General features: G+C 68.4%; 17 protein-coding genes. 9 read left to right on the forward strand and 8 right to left on the reverse strand.

All coding sequences use genetic code 11. The features are described 5' to 3' along the window. Together RBR11_RS14055 and RBR11_RS14060 are read left to right on the forward strand one after the other, a co-directional pair. Positions 1–1,128 carry a M4 family metallopeptidase gene (locus tag RBR11_RS14055; RefSeq protein ID WP_308489993.1) on the forward strand — a complete coding sequence of 376 codons (1,128 nt, stop codon included), beginning with the start codon at positions 1–3 and terminating at the stop codon, positions 1,126–1,128. Next, complete coding sequence (locus RBR11_RS14060) at positions 1,103–1,441, forward strand: protealysin inhibitor emfourin (RefSeq protein ID WP_308489994.1); 339 nt, start codon at positions 1,103–1,105, stop codon at positions 1,439–1,441. The genes RBR11_RS14055 and RBR11_RS14060 overlap by 26 nt, the downstream gene beginning before the upstream one ends. Before the next feature lie 170 nt (positions 1,442–1,611). Here RBR11_RS14060 and RBR11_RS14065 read toward each other — a convergent pair whose 3' ends face one another. After that, positions 1,612–2,574 (reverse strand): helix-turn-helix transcriptional regulator, encoded by a 963-nt coding sequence (locus RBR11_RS14065; RefSeq protein WP_308489995.1) that lies wholly within the window; start codon positions 2,572–2,574, stop codon positions 1,612–1,614. Positions 2,575–2,635: 61 nt separating this feature from the next. Between RBR11_RS14065 and RBR11_RS14070 the strand changes: the two genes are divergently transcribed. Then, complete coding sequence (locus RBR11_RS14070; protein WP_308489996.1) at positions 2,636–3,805, forward strand: epoxide hydrolase family protein; 1,170 nt, start codon at positions 2,636–2,638, stop codon at positions 3,803–3,805. Between the two features lie 73 nt (positions 3,806–3,878). Here RBR11_RS14070 and RBR11_RS14075 read toward each other — a convergent pair whose 3' ends face one another. The 5 genes from RBR11_RS14075 to RBR11_RS14095 form a co-directional block, all read right to left on the reverse strand. Further along, the gene (locus tag RBR11_RS14075) at positions 3,879–4,130 is read right to left on the reverse strand and encodes a hypothetical protein (RefSeq protein WP_308489997.1); all 252 of its coding nucleotides are present in this window, start codon (positions 4,128–4,130) and stop codon (positions 3,879–3,881) included. A gap of 40 nt (positions 4,131–4,170) precedes the next feature. Further along, the gene (locus RBR11_RS14080; protein ID WP_308489999.1) at positions 4,171–5,226 is read right to left on the reverse strand and encodes a DUF998 domain-containing protein; all 1,056 of its coding nucleotides are present in this window, start codon (positions 5,224–5,226) and stop codon (positions 4,171–4,173) included. A gap of 73 nt (positions 5,227–5,299) precedes the next feature. Next, the gene (locus tag RBR11_RS14085) at positions 5,300–5,860 is read right to left on the reverse strand and encodes a hypothetical protein (protein WP_308490000.1); all 561 of its coding nucleotides are present in this window, start codon (positions 5,858–5,860) and stop codon (positions 5,300–5,302) included. A gap of 100 nt (positions 5,861–5,960) precedes the next feature. After that, entirely contained in the window at positions 5,961–6,947 is a 987-nt protein-coding gene (locus RBR11_RS14090; RefSeq protein WP_308490001.1) for an SRPBCC family protein, read from the reverse strand. Between the two features lie 22 nt (positions 6,948–6,969). Continuing rightward, positions 6,970–7,347 carry an ArsR/SmtB family transcription factor gene (locus RBR11_RS14095; protein ID WP_308490002.1) on the reverse strand — a complete coding sequence of 126 codons (378 nt, stop codon included), beginning with the start codon at positions 7,345–7,347 and terminating at the stop codon, positions 6,970–6,972. A 245-nt stretch (positions 7,348–7,592) separates the two neighbouring features. On the opposite strand from RBR11_RS14095, the gene RBR11_RS14100 reads away from it, so the two are divergent. The 5 genes from RBR11_RS14100 (at position 7,593) to RBR11_RS14120 (ending at position 14,102) form a co-directional block, all read left to right on the forward strand. After that, on the forward strand, positions 7,593–8,408 hold the full coding sequence (locus tag RBR11_RS14100; RefSeq protein ID WP_308490003.1) for a TnsA-like heteromeric transposase endonuclease subunit: 816 nt from the start codon (positions 7,593–7,595) through the stop codon (positions 8,406–8,408). Then, on the forward strand, positions 8,408–10,450 hold the full coding sequence (locus tag RBR11_RS14105; protein WP_308490004.1) for a Mu transposase C-terminal domain-containing protein: 2,043 nt from the start codon (positions 8,408–8,410) through the stop codon (positions 10,448–10,450). The genes RBR11_RS14100 and RBR11_RS14105 overlap by 1 nt, the downstream gene beginning before the upstream one ends. Next, positions 10,450–11,496, forward strand: coding sequence for a TniB family NTP-binding protein (locus RBR11_RS14110; RefSeq protein WP_308490005.1), 1,047 nt, complete (start codon positions 10,450–10,452; stop codon positions 11,494–11,496). The genes RBR11_RS14105 and RBR11_RS14110 overlap by 1 nt, the downstream gene beginning before the upstream one ends. Beyond that, on the forward strand, positions 11,493–13,622 hold the full coding sequence (locus RBR11_RS14115) for a zinc-ribbon domain-containing protein (RefSeq protein WP_308490006.1): 2,130 nt from the start codon (positions 11,493–11,495) through the stop codon (positions 13,620–13,622). Before RBR11_RS14110 ends, RBR11_RS14115 begins: the two co-directional genes overlap by 4 nt. 135 nt (positions 13,623–13,757) lie before the next feature. Next, positions 13,758–14,102: a hypothetical protein gene (locus RBR11_RS14120; protein ID WP_308490007.1), complete on the forward strand. Its 345-nt coding sequence runs from the start codon at positions 13,758–13,760 to the stop codon at positions 14,100–14,102. 34 nt (positions 14,103–14,136) lie between these two features. Here the strand turns inward: RBR11_RS14120 and RBR11_RS14125 are convergent, their stop codons facing one another. Both RBR11_RS14125 and RBR11_RS14130 read right to left on the reverse strand, forming a co-directional pair. After that, positions 14,137–14,724, reverse strand: a complete 588-nt coding sequence (locus RBR11_RS14125) for a type IV toxin-antitoxin system AbiEi family antitoxin domain-containing protein (protein ID WP_308490008.1) — start codon at positions 14,722–14,724, stop codon at positions 14,137–14,139. Positions 14,725–14,760: 36 nt separating this feature from the next. Then, positions 14,761–15,345: a hypothetical protein gene (locus RBR11_RS14130; protein WP_308490009.1), complete on the reverse strand. Its 585-nt coding sequence runs from the start codon at positions 15,343–15,345 to the stop codon at positions 14,761–14,763. Between the two features lie 187 nt (positions 15,346–15,532). On the opposite strand from RBR11_RS14130, the gene RBR11_RS14135 reads away from it, so the two are divergent. Then, positions 15,533–15,817 (forward strand): helix-turn-helix transcriptional regulator, encoded by a 285-nt coding sequence (locus RBR11_RS14135; RefSeq protein WP_308490010.1) that lies wholly within the window; start codon positions 15,533–15,535, stop codon positions 15,815–15,817. Positions 15,818–15,870 lie beyond the last annotated feature (53 nt).

The raw sequence follows: 15,870 nt of genomic DNA on the forward strand, positions 1-15,870 counted from the left end.
ATGAGCATTCACGACGACCGACGCGGAACACGAGAGGCCGGGCAGGAGAGGATCCATCAAGGGATCGTGCCGTCCTATCTGCTGAGCAGACTGGCGGAATCGGGACGCTACCCGCAGGCGGCCGAGGCGGCCCGGCAGACGCTGATCGGCCCGCTCCCTGCCGAGCACCGGGCGCAGCTGCGGCTGTCCATCGACGAGAACGGCACGCTCGTCGCCGAGGTCGATGCGGCGCCGAACCGCACGATCAGCGACGCGCACACGACCGAGACCCTGCCGGGGACCGTGGTGCGCCGGGAGGACGATCCGCCGGTCGCCGACATGTCGGTGAACCAGGCCTACGACGGGCTCGGCGCGACGTTCCAGATGCTGCTCGACGCGTTCCAGCGCAACTCGATCGACGGGAAGGGCTCCCCGCTCGACGCGACCGTGCACTACGGATCCGGCTACGACAACGCGTTCTGGAACGGCGAGCGCATGGTGTTCGGCGACGGGGACGGCCAGGTGTTCCAGGGCTTCACCGGCGCGACGTCGGTCATCGGCCACGAGCTCGGCCACGGGGTCATCCAGGCGACCGCGGGCCTCGCCTATCAGGACCAGCCCGGAGCCCTGAACGAGTCGTGCGCCGACGTGTTCGGCGCCCTGACCGAGCAGCACCTGAACAACCAGACCGTGGACCGGGCGACCTGGCTGATCGGCGCCGGGATCTTCACGCACTCCGTGCACGGCAAAGCGCTGCGCTCGATGCTGCACCCGGGCACCGCCTACGACGATCCGGAGCTCGGCAAGGATCCGCAGCCGGCCGACCTGAGCGGCTACGTGAAGACCACCGAGGACAACGGCGGGGTGCACATCAACTCGGGCATCCCGAACCGGGCGTTCGCGCTGTTCGCGGTCGCCCTCGGCGGCTACGCGTGGGAGACCGCCGGGTCGGTCTGGTACCGCACGCTCAGCAGCGGGCTCTCCTCGACCGCGAGCTTCGCGGAGTTCGCGCACGCCACGATCACGGAGGCCGACAAGGTCGACGCCGCGACCGGCGAGGCGGCGCGCACCGCCTGGGCCTCGGTCGGGGTGATCCCGGCCGCGTCCGTCACGGGAGCGGGTGATGCGCGAACCGGCACCGCCCGCTGACGGGGCCGACCCGCACGGCACGCCCCCGGAGCCCGGGGGCGTGCTGATCCTCGTCGTGCGCAGCGGCGGGATCGCGGGGATCCCGCGGCGCTGGAGCGTGCAGCCGCCCAGCGGTGAGGCCGCGTCCTGGGTCGCGCTGCTCGAGCGCTGCCCGTGGGACGACGAGATCGGCCCGGGCACGGGTGGGGACCGCTTCGTGTGGCGGATCGAGGCGCGGATCCACGAGGAGCGGCACGAGCAGGTCATCCCGGAGGAGCACCTCCTCGGCCCATGGCGCGAGCTGGTCGACGCGGTCCGCAACGCCTCCTCGTGACCGGTCACCCACCCCCCGGTCGTTGAGCGAGGACGCCGAAGGCGACCGAGACGAAACGCCCTCGGACCCCGACGCCCCTTCGACGGGCTCAGGGACCAACCCACCCCCGGTCGTTGAGCGAGGACGCCGAAGGCGACCGAGACGAAACGCCTGCCACGCCGCCGCGCCGATCAGCCGGCGGCCTCGACCAGCCGCGCGGCCACCGCGCGCAGCGCCGCCCGCACCTCCTCGCCGTCGAGCACCTCGAACCGGATCCCGGAGGTGCCGAGGTAGAGAGCGAACTCCTCCGGCGAGCGCGACCCGGCGACGAGCACGCTCGCGCCGTCGCCCTCATCGGTCACGGTCGCGACGGTGGCGTCGAAATGCCGGCGCACCTCGGCCGCGGGCGCGTGCATCCGCACCCGCGCGCGGTAGGGGTACGGGGCCGTCGTGATGCTGCGTGACGTGAAAGCGCGCAGCGCCTCGTCCGGGATCTCGCGGTCGGGGAAGCCCTCCCGCAGCATGACGGGACGCCGGATCCGGTCGATCCGCAGCGTCCGCCACGCCTCCCGCGCAGGGTCCAGGGCGACGAGGTACCAGCGCTCGGCGGTGTGCACGATGCGATGCGGCTCCACGACCCGGCGCGCCTCGACGCCGTCGTGCCGGGTGTAGTCGATCCGCAGGCGCCGCCGCTCGGCGATGGCGGTCGCGATCACCGCGACGACCTCGTGGTCGACCTCGGCGTCCGGGTCGTGGGAGGGATCCAGCGGCACGAGCGCACGCTCGACCTCCGCGATCCGGGTGCGCGCCGCGGAGGAGAGCGACTGCTCGAGCTTCGCGAGGGCGCGGCCCGCCGCCTCCTCCATCCCGGTCACGACGCTGCCCGCCGCGGCCCGCAGGCCCACGGCGATCGCGACGGACTCGTCGTCGGAGAGCGCGAGCGGAGGCACGCTCGCGCCCGGGCCGAGCCGGTACCCGCCATGCCGCCCGCGAGTGGCCTCGATCCCGTATCCGAGTTCGCGGAGGTCGTCGATGTCGCGGCGCAGGGTGCGGTCACTCACCTCGAGGCGATCGCGCAGTTCGGCGCCGCTCCAGTCGCGACGGGTCTGCAGCAGGGAGAGCAGGGCGAGGGTGCGGCCGGTGGTGCGGGTCATGCGCTCAGCCTCCTTCGCTCTCCGGTCATATTATGGCCGGAATGCTTCCGAGCATGGAGTCATGAACGCATACCAGAGCGAGACCGCCGTCCTCCCCTTCCGCATCGAGATCGCTGGGGCCGCACTCGACGACCTGCGCACCCGACTCCGCAACGCCCGGTTCCCGGAGCCGCTGCCCGGCGACGACTGGCGCGACGGCGTGCCGGTCGAGGTGCTCCGCGACCTCGTCGCCCGCTGGGAGCGGCACGACTGGAGGGCGACCGAGGAGCGCCTGAACGCGCTGCCGCAGATCACGACCCGGATCGACGGGCAGACGATCCACGCCGTGCACGTGCGCTCCCCGCACCCGGACGCGACGCCGATCCTGCTCCTGCACGGCTGGCCCGGATCGTTCCTGGAGTTCGAGGGCCTGATCGGACCGCTCACGGATCCGGTCGCGCACGGCGGATCGGCCGCGGACGCCTTCGACGTCGTGATCCCGTCGCAACCGGGATTCGGCTTCTCCACGCCGCTCGAGGACGCCGGCTGGACCGTGGCGCGTACCGCCGCCGCGTTCGCGGAGCTCATGACCCGGCTCGGCTACGAGCGCTTCGCCGTCCAGGGCGGCGACCACGGAGCGGCCGTCGCCCCCGAGATCGCGCGGCTCGCGCCCGAGCGGGTGATCGGCGTGCACGCGAACGGCTCCCTCGGCGGATCCTTCCTCGGCCAGGTCGACGACGCGACCGCCGCGCGTCTCACCCCGCTCGAGCAGGACCGGATCCGCCGGGTCGGCGAGTTCATGCAGCGCGAGTTCGGCTACATCGCGATCCAGGGCACCCGCCCCGGGCTCGTCGGCGCGATGACCGCGGACAGCCCGGTCGCGCAGTTCGCCTGGATCTACGACAAGCTGCAGGCGTGGACGCATCCCGCGGAGGCGGACGCGGTGGACGTGCTGGGCGAGCGGTTCGTCTTCGAGAACGCCGCGCTGTACTGGTTCACCGCGAGCGGCGGATCGTCCGCGGCCCTCGTCTACGCGTTGAACACCGCGTGGGAGGCGCCGAAGCCGAGCTCGGGCGTGCCGACCGCGGTCATCGCGTTCGCGCACGACATCGGGCTGCGCTTCGCGGAGGAGCAGCACCACCGGATCGTGCGCTGGACGGACGTCGAGGATCGCGGCGGCCACTTCGCCGCGATGGAGGAGCCGGAGCTCCTCGTCGACGACATCCGGGCGTTCTTCGGGTCGCTGCGGTGACCGGTCGTTGAGCGAGCGCAGCGAGACGAAACGCGGTTCCTCCCTCACCCGCCGTAACGGAACACCGCGGCTGTCAGTCGCCCGCGGACTCGCCCGCCTCGGCACCCGCCGTCTCGGGAGCCTCCGGCAGCGGGACCGGGATCGAGACGGATCCTCCCGCACCCGAGACGACCGGAATGCTCACGCCGCCCCCGCCGAGGCCGAGCCCGAACGGATCCGTCGCCGGCTGCTCGGGCAGATCGGTCGCCTCGTCGCGGTCGAAGGGCTCGGACGGGAGCCCGGCCCACTCGGTCGGCTCCTCCGGCTTTTGCGTGAACATGCCCATGCGTCCATTGTGCGCCAGAGCGCGTCGGCGGGGGCCGCCCTCACGCGCCGAGCAGGGTCCTCCGGGCGGAGGGCCGGGAGACGTCCGGCGTGAGCACGGCCAGCACGCGCACGAACGTCGTCATCCAGACGAGCCCGAGTCCGACCGCGATCGCCTCGAGGCCAGCCGCGGAGTACAGCTCGACCGGAACGTGCAGCACGATGGCGACGACGAGCAGGATCCCGAGCCCGATCGTCGCGACCACGAGGGCCGGCGGCGGGCCCGGCAGGGTCCACGCGGTGACCACGGCGGCGGCCGCGAACAGCGCGAGCGCCCCGATCGCGGCGCTCAGATGCACGGGCCGGTTCACCTCGATCGGCACGAACCCGACGATCGCGAGGGCGAGACCGGTGCTCGCCCAGAGCGCGACGACGACGGCGATCCGACGCAGGTCCCGGTCGCCGAGCAGCCGGTGCAGATCCCGGCCGATGTACGAGCCCACCGTCGCGAAGAGCAGGCCGGCCACGACGAGCGTGCCGTTGAACGCCCAGCCGTGCGCGCCGAGGCCGAGCTGCGAGAAGTTGCGCTGCCACCAGTGCGGATCCGCCGCGGTCGCCATCGCGAACAGCGTGCCGATCGTGAGGAATCCGAACAGCAGCGCGGCGAGGTCGCGGGTGCGCAGGCCCACGCCGGCCGTGTACGCGAACCGGCCGCCGATCGCGGAGGCGACGCCGGCGATCAGCCCGCCGCCGAGCGCCGACGGGTGCCAGCCGCGCACACCCTCGGTCAGCACGACCCCCGCCAGCAGCATGCCGAGCGCGACGACGGCGGCGAAGGCGATGGTGAGCGCGACGGCCGAGGCGTCCGACACGATCGCCTGCCAGCGCGGCATGGGCGTTGTCTCGCCGCGGCGGTGCTGCACGGTGCTGACGACGAATGCGACGGCGGCGATCGTCCCGGCGATGCCCGCGATCGGGGTGGTCATGCCGTCGGGCCCGGTCAGCGGGCGGATCGGGCCCTGCAGCGCCGCGAAGCCGACGCCGGTGCCGAGCGCGAAGCTGATCGCGGTCGCCCACACCGTGCGCGTCTCGTTCCTCAGCCGCTCCCGGGTCTCCATCCCGTCATCGAACCACGGGCCGCCGACGTCGGCCGGGGCGGCGGGCCGGAACGCCCGGATCCGGAGCTCCGCCTCAGCGTGGAGCGCCGCCGGGCAGCCCGAGCGCCTCGCCGCGCGACGGCCAGCGCCCGTGGCGCTCCTTGAAGTCGATCGCGAGGAACAGCGGCGTCATGTCGTACCGCCGCACGTTCACCGCGAGCTTCCGGCCGGAGGTGGACCGGATCGTCAGGATCCGCCGTCCGCGCGTGCGCGTCAGCCGGTGGCTCGCGATGTCGGCGTACGCGATCGCGTGTTCGCGCCCCCAGATCGTGCGGTACCGGACCTCGTCGGCCCGCGGTGACACGTAGAAGTTCCGGTAGATCAGCACCGTCGCCAGCCCGCCGAGCGCCATCGCCACGACCGCGATCCGCATCGGCCACAGCATGCCCAGCGTGTCCTGCGCGGTGAACGCGTTGAGCGTGAGGATCGCCCCGACCGCGGCGAACAGCCCGCCGATGACCGGCACGAGCTTCGGCATGCGCTGCCGCTCGAGGCGGTTCGCCGCGCGGGACGGGAGCCGCATCCTCGCCACCGCGGCCGCCGCGAAGAAGATCACGACCGCCACCAGGAGGAGCTTCAGGAGGATGCCGGTCATCCCCTGACGGTATCAACCCGGCCCGAACTCAGGAGATCCCGGCCCCTCGGTCGCCGCGGGGCCGACGGGACGCAGGATCTCCTGAGTTCGGAACCGCGCGTCAGCTCTCCGGGACCAGGATCGCGTGCTCCAGCCGGTCGTACGACGCCTCCATGCCGTCGACCATGCCTGTCGCGAGGATCATGTCGCGCGTGGCGAGGTCGGGGTACTCGATGAGGAGCGTGATGAGGGTCGCGCCGTCCTCCTCGTACAGGCTGAGGTCGTTCAGCGTGCTCGGACCGTCGGTGCCCTGCATGCGCTCGGTCGTGACGGCGCGGCGCGGGGCGTCGACGAGCAGCACCTCTCCCTCGAAGCCGAACGGCTCGCCCGGGGTGTCGCCGACCGGCGCCCACGAGTTCCGGTAGGTTTCGCCGACGACCGTGCTGTCGGTGCACTCGGTCATCTCCCAGCCCTCCGGGCCGAGCATCCACTGCCGGACCAGCTCCGGCTCGGTGTGCGCGCGCCAGACCAGCTCGCGCGGGCCGTCGACGAGCCGCGTGATGCGGACGTGGGTGTCGTCGAGCAGTTCGAGGCGGGTGCCCTTGCCCTGGGCGTACTCGCGGAGATCCTGCAGCACGGCGTCGAGCTGGCTCATCGCCATCTTCGTCCCCTCGACGACACCCATCGCGACGACCTGCTCGAGGGCCTCGACCGAGGCGAAGTGGCTCACCGTGACCATGCGGGATCCGCCGTCGAACGGCTCGAACGCGAAGGTCATCCGCATCGCCGGCATGTCCGGCAGCGGCCGGCCGTCGTCGCCGACGAAGCGGTCGATGACCTCGAAGCCACGCGGCTCGTCGATGTGCGTGAACTCCCACGATCCGGACGACGACTCGCCCTTCGGACCGTTCATCCGGTACTGGGCGAACCCGCCGACGGTGTGGTCGAACGAGGTGAACGTGGCCGGCCAGCCCGGAGGGCCCCAGAAGCGCTCGAGCTGGCGCGGATCGGCGTACGCCTTCCACAGCCGCTCGACCGGGGCCGGGAACTCGGCGGTGACCGACAGGGTCAGGGCCTGCGGATCGGTGATGACGTCGGTGACGGGCATGTCACTCTCTCCTTCGTTGGGGTCAGCGGTCTTCGGAGTCGGATCCGGGCGCGGCGGCCGGATCCGGATCCTCGGCGAGCAGGTCGTCGAGGCGGGCGATGCGGGCGCGCCAGAGGTCCTCGTAGCGGGCCAGGAGTGCGCGGGCGCGGGCGATCATGTCCGGGTTCGCACGGACCAGCCGCTCGCGTCCTTCGGCGCGCTTGACGATGAGCTCGGCGGCCTCGAGCACGGCGACGTGCTTCTGCACGGCCGCGAACGACATGTCGTAGTCGCGCGCGAGCGCGGACACGGACTGCTCGCGCTCGATCGTGCGGCGCAGGATGTCGCGCCGCGTGGCCGCCGCGAGGGCCTGGAACACCCGGTCGATCTGCTCATCGCTCAGTTCATTTCGTACAACCATTTGGTTGTAGATTAGGCCGGCCGGATAGCGGTGTCAAGAGGAAGACTGTCGGAATCGCGTTGCAGTGACACAAACCGGCCTTAGGCGACACAGGCGGGGATCGCGGTGACATCAAGTGTCACGAAACGCCGACGTGCCTCCCCCGTCGTGCGTGGGCGCGGAGGAGCATCAGCATTGGTTAGCAGGAGCAAGGGGGCTCCACCGCCCCATCGGCTTCGCGAGATCCGCTTGCGAGAGGGGCTACGGTGCGGCCAGTCAACGAGGCGAAGCAGATTGCTGTTCGTCGGCGATCATCGTCAACTGAGTTGCACTGGATCTCTCGCTCCGCCGAGAACGTCGCCGCCGGGACGAATCAGGAGTTCGCGGTAGTCGGACCTGACGTCGGCGACAACGACTGGGCTGTGATCGATCCGATGCGAGTGCGCAGGTCGGCGGGCGTTCGTCACTATTTCACGCCGGCGATGTACTTCTGGCAGCGCACGCGGTCCCACGTGTGGTGCGAATCGCAGGCGGAGCGCTGGGAGGTCCTGTGGTTGGACTTCAGCGATCAGGTCGAGCGACTGTGGTCCCAGCCGATGGCGATCGCTTTCGGCCATGGATCGCGACTGTCGGGATCCACGCATGTTCCGGACCTTCTGGCGCAGTTCGCCGACGGGACGTACGGCTTGTTTGATGTGCGTCCCGCGGCGCTGATCGATGAACCGGCCCGCATGCAGTTCGCCGAGACGGCAGCTGTCTGCGAAACGGTCGGCTGGCGCTACAGAGTGCTCACCGGACATGACACCCGGGCCACTCAGAATCTCGACTGCTTGTCGGCATCCCGCCATGATCGTTGCCTTCCCACTCGCCAGATGGAGGCGTTGATCCTGGACACTGCCCGCGGTGGCCGGCCCCGCGGCGAGCTGTGCCAGATCGTGTGTCCGGAGTGTCCGCCTCTGGCGTGCGCCTGGGTCGACAATCTGGCCTGGCGCCGCCTACTCCACGTCGACCTCGCCGCCGTATTCAGCAGCGAGACGATCTACGCGACAGCGAATCCATCCGGTGAACGAAGGGCAGGGTGATGTCTCAGGAGTACAAGCTTCGGCTTGGCGACAGCGTAGAGATCGAGGGAGAAACCTGGGTCTGGGAAGGTGTCCGTCGCGGTGTCGACGCCAAGCTGCGCCGCGAGGGTACCGACGACGACTGGCAGATCGTGACCATGCCGGAGCTGCTCGCTCGTGCAGGCACCGCTCGGCGCGAGTCGACCATGCCGCTCCGGAACATCGCCGGAAACTGGCCGACCGACGTACTCGACATGGAGAGGCACCTGCTGGAGGTCTTCCGAGGCACCCCGATGGATCCGACTGCGACTGGTCCGCGTCCGGCTTATGACCTGACGCGAACCACTCAGGAACAGCGGATCGCGACCAAGGTCGAGGAGTTGGCCGGCACCTCTCTGGCACGGTCTCGGAAGGCGCTGTTCAACTTCTGGAAGGAGTACCAATCGACGGGCGTCGCCGGGGTGGATGCCCGGCTGCACCGGAAGGGCAGGAAGCGATTAGCGATCGCGAAGGCCGACCCACGTCTCGTCGCTGTCATCGATCGAGAGCTCGATAGTCGGGTCAACATGCCCACGAGCAGTCGGCGCCACTGTGCCGCGCTTGTGCGACGGGCGCTGGAAGCGATGTATCCCGGTGACCAGATCTGCGCGATCAAGGACACCACCTTGCAGGGGTACATCAACGAACGCGACGCGGGGCGGTACAGCTTCGCGAAGTCGACCACTCGGCGCACCAGCGCCAACAGCCCCGTCCGGGAGTACTTTTCCCGTAGCGCTCATCGGCTCGGTGCAGTCTGCGAGATCGACTCGACCACATTGGACGTGCAGGTGTGGGACGAGAAGGGCACTGTATTCCGCCCCACCGTGACGGCGCTGTTCTGCGTCGCGAGCAGGGTGCCGCTGGCCTGGGCGATCCATGCGGACTCTCCCAACGGCTTCGACCACGCATTGCTGCTGGCTCGCGCCATCGTCGGTCGCCGGGCGATACCCGGCTCCGGGGCCGCCACCCTGTCGGGGTCTGCCACGCTCCCCGTTCAGCTGATGAAGAAGGTCAACCCGTATCTGGACGATGAGTCGCTTGCGGTGCCGTGGATCTTCCCGCATGCGATCACGGTCGACGGCGGCGCGGACTTCCGATCGGCCACTTTCGAGGCTGCCTGTCGCGCATTCGGCATCACCGTGGTGCTCGCTCCGCCGAACGCTCCGACAGTCAAGCCGCATGTCGAGCGCAACTTCGGGACCACCTCATCGGACTTCGCGACATGGCTGGCTGGCTCCACTGGCAACTCCGTGTCGAACCGTGGCAAGCGCGATGCTCCGACTCTCACCTTGGATTCAGTGCGGCTCGCGTTCGACGTGTGGATCACCACCGTGTTTCTGAACAAACAGCACGGCGGTCTGAAGTCCCCCCTATTCCCCGGGCGCGAGTGGACGCCGAATCAGATGTACGCCGCGCTGTTCGAGGTCGGTCCGGGCGTCCAGCTCCCGTTCCGCGCGGAAGACTTCTTCGCCCTGCTGCCGACGGAACGGCGCGTCATCAGCAAGGAAGGAATCGATCTCCACAATCATCGCTATGACTCCCCGCTGCTGGCAGATTTGCGAAACCGTTCGCTCACCGGTGCGGCCGCCGGGTCACGGCACGCACGCCAGTTCGACATCCGCTTCGACCCCTACAACACCAACGCCGTGTGGGTGCAACATCCTGAGACCGAAGAGTGGATCGAGTGCTGGGACGAGGCGATCGATGACAAGGGCGCATGGATGGCCGCCGAGACCGAGGTGAGGCTCGTCGAGCGCTTCGGCTACGGCGAACCCGGGGAGGCCCCGAAGACCGCAGAGTTCCTTGACGAGATCGAACGCCGGGCACGGAGCGACAAGCGTGCACGCAACCGATATATCCGGGAGACACGCGCCGAGTCCGCGGACGCACAAGATGCGGACGCTCCGGTCACCGAGCCCGCCCCGATCGAGTTGCGCGAATGGGCCGATCCTGTGGACGTCGACGACATCGACTGGGAATCCTCGGCCTACGACATTGTGACGGTGAAAGAGATCCTGCCGTGATGCTCGAGCCGCTCGCCCTGGAGCACGACCGCAAGACGACCTTGCCGGGCCTCCGCGAGGCGCTGAATGCGCTTCCGCCCCGACCGCCCATATTGTCTTTCGCGGAATACGTCGCGCTGCCCGAGGATGAGCGCGCTGTGTATGACGAGGCCCGGGACGACTTCATGCGCCTCACGTTGCGTGTGCCGACACCGGAACAGGATCTGAGTGCGCGAATCCTGGCCAAGCTCATCGCCTCGAACCCGCGCCGCAAGAACTCTCGCAGGGGACTCATGATCTCGGCGCCGATGTTCTACGGCAAGACCGAGCTCGCACTGCTCCTGGCACGCTCGGTCGAACACGAACATGCCAAGCGGTTCCCGGACTACGCCGCCGCCGGCGAAGTTCCGGTCGTCTGGGTGGAGGTGACGGATCACGCCACCGGAAAGGCGCTTCTCTCCCAGATTGTCCGCTTCCTCGCGCCGACCGTCGGCTTGCCGACGCAGATCACCACAGAAGAGCTGCGGCGACGGACCGTCGACCTGCTGCACATCCACCGCACGAAGCTGCTCGTCATCGACGAGGCGCACAACCTCAGCGGCTCAGACCCTTCGAGCGTCATCAAGGCGCTGCAGAACGAATCGTCGGCCACCGTCGCGCTGGTCGGGATCAGTCTCGCCAGCGGCAAGGCGTTCGGATCCGGCGCAGGTCTTCAGGTCACGATGAGGTGCGACATGGTCGAGCTGCGGAAGATCGACGGCAAGTCGGACGACGGGCTCGCACTGTGGAGGCGGTGGGTAGCGATCTTCGACCGCAACCTTCCGTTGTGCGATCACGTGCCCGGGACGCTTACCCGTAACGCCCGAGTCCTTCACAAGGCTGCGAACGGACGCCTCGCTGTGCTCGCGATGATCGTCGAGCGCCTGGTCGCCTCGATCGTCGACGACCCCCACCGCCAAGACGAACAGGTGACCCGGGAACGCCTGTTCGCGGTTCTGGACAGCCTCCGCCACACCACTGCGGTGCGGCATCGGATCACGCTCGATGACCTGGTCGAGGCCGCATGATGGAAGATCTGGCCTGGGCAGTCAGACCGAAGTGGCATCGTTTCGAGTCCCCGCGCTCCTACATGCGCCGCCAGTGTCAGGCTGCGGGTGTGCCGCTCTCCTTCGTCGAGCGCGGGCTGAAGCTGAAGGCCGATTACCATCGCTATACGTATCAGGTGTGGGCCGACGAGGCCGAGGCAGCAGCCACGATGGAGGCCGCCGCCGGTCGGCCCGCGGGCCACTATCTTCGCCTGAAACAACTCGCCCAGCCCGATCCTGAACATGAGTACCAGGAACGATTCCTGTGCAGACTCTGCGCCGCCGGAGACCGCGTCGAACAGATCCCGCACGATCGCGAGAACTGGTGCCTTCGCCACGCCGGCCAGATGGTTTGGACGGGCCCGGGGTCAACCCCAGATACGCAACTCGTCGTCCCCTACGACGATGCACAGGCGAAGGCGGAACGCCGGTTCCGACGTCTCGTCAATAGCAGCCGTGTCAAAGCCCGTCTGCATGCGCGAGTGTGGGAGATGGTCCGAGACAACGCCTGGCTGACCGCGCCAGAAGGATGGAGCCCGGCGCTGGCGCAGTGCCTTGACGATCACGAGGTTCGGGGGCGCGCCGCGCTCTACGTCGAGACCGTCGCGGTCCTTGCCGTCCTATCCGAGGCGGCCATCGTCACCCGCTGGGCTTCGCTCCCGCCGCCAGACCTCCGGCGCGGCATCGTCGAGGCTCTACCGTCGGCTTGGATGCACGTCAGTGTGCTCGTGGAACGGATCGTGCTGTGGCTGCGCCCAATGCGCCGTGAACTGCGCCCCACGCGCATCGACCCACTGGACATCCCACTGGACATCGTCGACACACCGGCCATCATCGACATCACCGCGCCCTACCCCTTGTGGATCCAGCGCCACCCCCACGCAGTCGCAGAGTGGGCGTGGAGACGCAACGACCAAGCCCGAGATCCGTGGGAGTCACGAGGGACATCCGTGAAGGCGTGGTGGGTCTGCGACACAGGACACGCCTGGGAAACCACCCCCTACCTTCGAGCAATCTCAGGCTGCCCCTACTGCGCGGGCCAGGCCGCATGGCTCGGACTGTCGGACCTAGGCACCCAGTACCCCGAGCTTGCGGCCGAGTGGGACCGCACACCGGGAGCAAACGCGGGAGATCCCGATCATGTGAGCACCGGATCGCGTCGGCGCATCAACTGGGTCTGTCAGCGAGGGCACCGCTGGGTAGCCGAAATCCAGAATCGAACGAGACTCGGAGCGGGCTGCCCCTTCTGCGCAGGACAACGAGCCATCCCCGGAGAGACCGATCTCGCCACCCTCCGACCCGATCTCGCAGCCCAGTGGAACCACGAACGCAACGGTGAACTGACCCCGCACACGATCGGGGCTGCAACCATCCGGAAGGTGTGGTGGAAAGGTCCCTGTGGCCACGAGTGGCAAGCATCCATCAGCAACCGGACGCGGGGCGGCACTGGATGCCCCTACTGTGCCCGCAAGCGTCCGATCCCCGGACTCAACGACCTCGCGACCGTTCGCCCCGACCTCGCCGCTCAATGGGACACGAGCAACACGCTAAGGCCCGACGAGGTCCTCCCAAGCGCGGGCAAGAAGGTCACCTGGCGCTGCGCACGCGGCCACGTGTGGGAAGCGGCGATCTACAGCCGTTCACACGATGGCCGAGGGTGCCCGTACTGTTCCGGACGGCGACCGGTGGTCGGCGAGTCCGATCTCGCCACCCTCCGACCCGATCTGATCAACGAATGGGACCCATCGAACAAGCTGCAGCCCCACGAGGTGACTGCGCATTCGAAAATGCGTGCAACGTGGAGATGCGCCGACGGGCACGTGTGGAAGGCGATCGTCCAGAGCCGCACAAGCCGCCGTGGCACAGGATGCCCCACCTGCCGCGGCAAGCGCCCCGTCACCGGCCAGAACGACCTGGCGACGCTCCGACCCGACCTCGCGGCGCAGTGGGACACCAGCAACAGCAGCAGACCCGACCGCGTCAAGCCAACATCGAGACGTAAGGTGACCTGGAAGTGCACGAACGGACACACCTGGGTGGAGACCGTGATCAGCCGCTCGCACGGGAGCGGGTGCCCGGAGTGCGAGTCGGCTCGGTCGTCGGTGTGATCTCTGAGCAGGATTGCTGACATCAGTCACTCGAGGCCGTTCTCGATGGATGATCTTGTCATGGGACGAAACGTGCGGGGCGACGAGGCGGATGACCTACCAGCAAACCTCCGACGGCTCGCAAGCAGATTCGCCGTGGACTGGCCCGCTGTGATCGATGTCGGCGCGGGATGGTTTCCCCTGCTGATCAGGCTGGACGGCCAACTGGCCGAGATCGCGCCCGACTACGAGCTCCACCAGTGCAAGTCGAAGTTCGGTGCCCTGAGCTTCTACGCGCAGCCGAGCGACGATCCGTCGATCTACAACGAGGAGTTCGTCGAGGCGATCCGCGCCGCGGAGTGGGAAAGCACTCGCACCTGTGAAGAGTGCGGCGAGCCCGCGGGCCAGTATGTCATTGGCCTTTGGGTCTGGACCCTCTGTGCCAAGCACGCGGCGGAGAAGAACGCCCAGTCCGAAGGCGGACATCCGGCAGGCCGCTGAAGTCTAGCGTTTCGCTATACATCCTTAGATTTCGCTAGATTCGGCCTTCCGTCGTCGCGGCCGACCCCGCATCTATCAGCGCCGTGAGCTCGTCGCGCTGCGAGGTCGTGAGCCGGCCATGTCGGTGCCCATTGGAGATGGCCTGGCTGAGCAGGTATGTCGGTGTTCCGAAGCGAACGCACTGATGGATCGCTGTCGCCAACTTCACGATCGGCACCTCACGCCACCAGGTGATCTGCTCGCTGTGGAGGTCCTGGCGGTGAACCACGTATTGGACGCCGCCGCTGCGCCGGATCCTTCGTTGGACGCCGACGGTCATGTGGATGTGCCCTGGGTTGATGTCGCTGACCTCGAAGAGATCCAGTGCAGTCTCGTGGCTCAGCGCAGCCTCCCGAGCGCCGGTCCACAGCACAGCTCGCATGTAGGGGTCGGCCTGATCGAACGGGTACTTCACGAACCGATAGACACCATACGAGGCGTGTTCAAGGGTGCCACGAACGGCGAGCTGATTGAGCGCGCGGCGGGTGACCCCGAGTCCTTCCGCTTGGCTCGCAGTGACGTAGCCGTGTTGACCCGACGCGGCCTCCCACAGCACGTCCCGGGCCAGCGCGTTCGACGCCATGTCAAAACACTACCGATTCCGTGGACATTCTGCCCGTCAGCCGCCGCGACTTCCGTCATCGTCCTCGAGGGCTTCCTCAATGGTCCGCGCGCCGAACTCAGCCGCCTCCGCACCGTAGAGGGTCCGGTCTCCCGGCTGAGGGTCGGGTGCCTCAAGCGCGAGTTGCTCTGCGGTCATCTCCTCCCATGCGCGGATCCTTGCCGCCCGCTCTGCCTGGAACCGTCGCGAGTGCGCACGGAACACCTTGCCCACTCGCAGACTGCGTTCGACGCCGCGCTCCCAGCTGATCCAGCCACGTCGCCGCCACTCGATGGCGGCATGAATCCGGAAGTCTCCGATGAGCTGGCGTCGCTCACGGTAATCGAACTCGTCGACGATCGACGACGGGATGCCATCGGTATCAGGCAGGAGCTCGAGGAACATCTCAGAGAACGTCGGCCCCATGCCTGTGCGACGGCGCGTCTGTGCGATGAAGATCGCCGCAGCCAATCCCCACTCATCGGCAGTATCCGTTCCGGTGAACGACGCGAACACGTCTACCCAGGGAGTCGGCGGCGGGCCGTCGACTGACCTCCACCAGATCGGACGCGGATCGATAGCCACCAAGACCTCGACAATCACGGCCGACGCTGCAGGGGGCTGCGGCCCGACGGTCGGCCTCAGTCGGCGGGTCGCAGCAGCACACGTGCAAGCCGACATCCCGCGCAAGCGCGGCGGTCGAGAGAGAAGAGATTGTTTCGTATGGCCTCCTGGATTATGCCATACCGACTAGGCCATACGGGAGCGATCGCCTCGCAACGCTGGATGAATGGCGAAGCGCACCCGGGCCGACGAGGCGGCGTGGAGCGCGTACGCGAGCGAGTTGGCAGTGAACCTTCACCGGATCCGTCTCGAGCGCGGGTTGAGTCAGGAGGACGTCGCCTACGCCGCGGGCCTTACCCGGTACACCTACCAGAAGTACGAGAAGGGTGAGTCGAAGCCTGGGACGCCGGCGAACCCGACGCTCCGAACCCTGCTCGCGCTCTGCCAAGCGCTCGAAGTGACTCTCGTAGAAGTACTGCCGACCAAAACACCTGATCTCCGCCTCCGATGAGCGCCCAGCGAGATGATCCGCGGATCATACCGGGAGCGAGTCGGGACTTCTGA

This window comes from Microbacterium capsulatum, from assembly GCF_030865425.1.
Lineage (GTDB): Bacteria > Actinomycetota > Actinomycetes > Actinomycetales > Microbacteriaceae > Microbacterium > Microbacterium capsulatum.